The organism is Variovorax sp. 01T439_2, from assembly GCF_056398445.1.
Genome location: NZ_JBFTPJ010001041.1, coordinates 1 through 1,957 on the forward strand (window position 1 = coordinate 1; position 1,957 = coordinate 1,957).

General features: G+C 73.3%; 1 pseudogene. It reads right to left on the minus strand.

What is annotated here, in order from left to right:
* A pseudogene (locus AC1DOC_RS31570) lies at positions 1-1,935 on the minus strand (filamentous hemagglutinin N-terminal domain-containing protein); the annotation flags it as partial.
* Positions 1,936-1,957: the final 22 nt, after the last annotated feature.

Below are 1,957 nucleotides of genomic sequence, written 5' to 3' on the forward strand. Positions count from 1 at the left end.
GCCGCCGCCCGCGCCGCTGGCGTCCGCCAGGCCGCTGCTGTCCGCCGTCGATTGCGCGAGGATGTTGCGCCCCGTCACGCCGATGCTGCCGCCCATGCCGGTGGCGCTGGCGGCATCGAGCAGCGTGCCCTCGAAGGCGCCGGCCACCAGGCTCACGTCGCCCGTGCCGGCCGCGATCCGGATGCTGCCGCCCGCGGCATGCAGCCCGTCGGCCTGCTGGGAGGACGAAAGCCGCACGCCAAACGGAGTGACCGTCGCGTCCAGCGGCGCGAAGCCCAGCGCCGCGCCGGTGCCGTCGTAGCCGAAGCCTGCGCTGCCGGCCGTGCCGGTGATCGCGATGCTGCGGCCCGCGCCGGCCTCGATGCGCGCGCCGTCGATCGCCACGCCATTCGAGGCGCCCACGGTGTAGCTGGTGCTCAATTCGACGGCTTGCGTGCGCAGGCCGGCGGCCATGCCCGACAGGTCGCCGCCCTGGCCCGTGATGCGCACATCGCCGCCGGTGGTCAATTTGGAGCCGGTGATCTGCACGCCGGCACCATCCGGCGGCTCGCCGACCGGGCCGCCGCTGGTCCAGTCGCGCACCGTGCCGGTCAGGGCGATATTGCCGCTTGCGGAAGACAGGGCGACCGAATAGTCGTCGCCGTTCAGCCGCACGCCCGAGCCTCCCGCGGCGCCGCGGCCGGCCAGCGTGATGCCGCCGGCCTGCGTGCCGAGYGTGCTGTCGCCGTCGATGCGCACGCCGTCGGTGGCGCTCAGGAAGCCGCTGCCCACCTCGCCGGTGCCGCCTTCGCCGCGCAGCAAGATGCTCCCCGCGCCGAGCGTGCTCAAGGCGCTGCCGCCCAGCCAGACGCCGCTGCGGATTTCGCCGGCGCCGTCGGCACCCGGGCCCTTGACCTGACCGCCGATCGCCCGCCCGTTGTCGCTGTCGCCCTGCCCGAAGAAGCGGATGTTCCCCCCGTTGGCATCGATGCGCGCGCGGTCCAGCCGGATGGCCGCCGCAATGCCGTTGGCCTGGCCGGCCTCGGCGGCGGCCAGGCCCTGCGCGTCGGCATTGAAATCGACGTTCAGCGCACCGCTGGTGGAAGCGATGGTTGCGCCGCCGCCCTCCACCGCCCAGCGCATGTCGATGTTGCCCACCGAATTCACGCGCAGCGTGGCCGCGCCGCCGCCGTCCTTGATCACCTGGGCGCCGGGCTGGAACACGACGGCGTCGTTGATCTGCGCCACCTTGCTGGACGAGCGCGTGGTCAGCGTCACGTCGGTGCCCTGGCTCAGGGCCTTGCCGATCACGCTGGCCGCGATGTTGCCGGAATCGGCATCGGCCACGATCGAGAGATYGCGGCCCGCCTCGGCCGTCCAGCTGCCGTTGGCGCCTGCATTGCCGCCGGCATCGATTTGCGTACCCGCCAGCACATTGAGGTTGCCGGCCGTGGTGCGGATGCTGCCGCCGGCCACGCCGGCCACGCCGGCCGCATTGCCGCGCGCATCCAGCGTGCCGCTCACCTCGAGGCCCGCGCCGCTGTCGACCTGCGCGCCGATGGCCTCCAGCACGATCTCGCCGCCGCGCTCGACCAGCGAACGCGCGCGCACCGTGCCGCTCTGGTTGACCACCTGCTGCACCAGCCCGGAGGCGCCCACCAGCACCACGCGCCCGCCATCGGCCGTGATGGTGCCGGTGTTCATCACCAGCGCCTTGGTGGTGGGATCGGTCGCCTGCACGCCGGCCACCGAGGTGTTCATGAGCCCGCCTTCGAGCGGCACCGTGAACTTGGTCAGCCCGTCGCCTTCGAAGTCCAGCGTCACCCGCGCGCCTGACACCAGGCCCGCCGAGCCGCGCGCCACGTTGATATTGCCCTCGTTGCGCACCAGCGCGCCGATCAGCCCGAGCGTGCCGCCTTCGCCCACGCTGATGACCGCGCCGGGCTGGACCGTCACGCGGGCGGTGCTGTTGGCATCG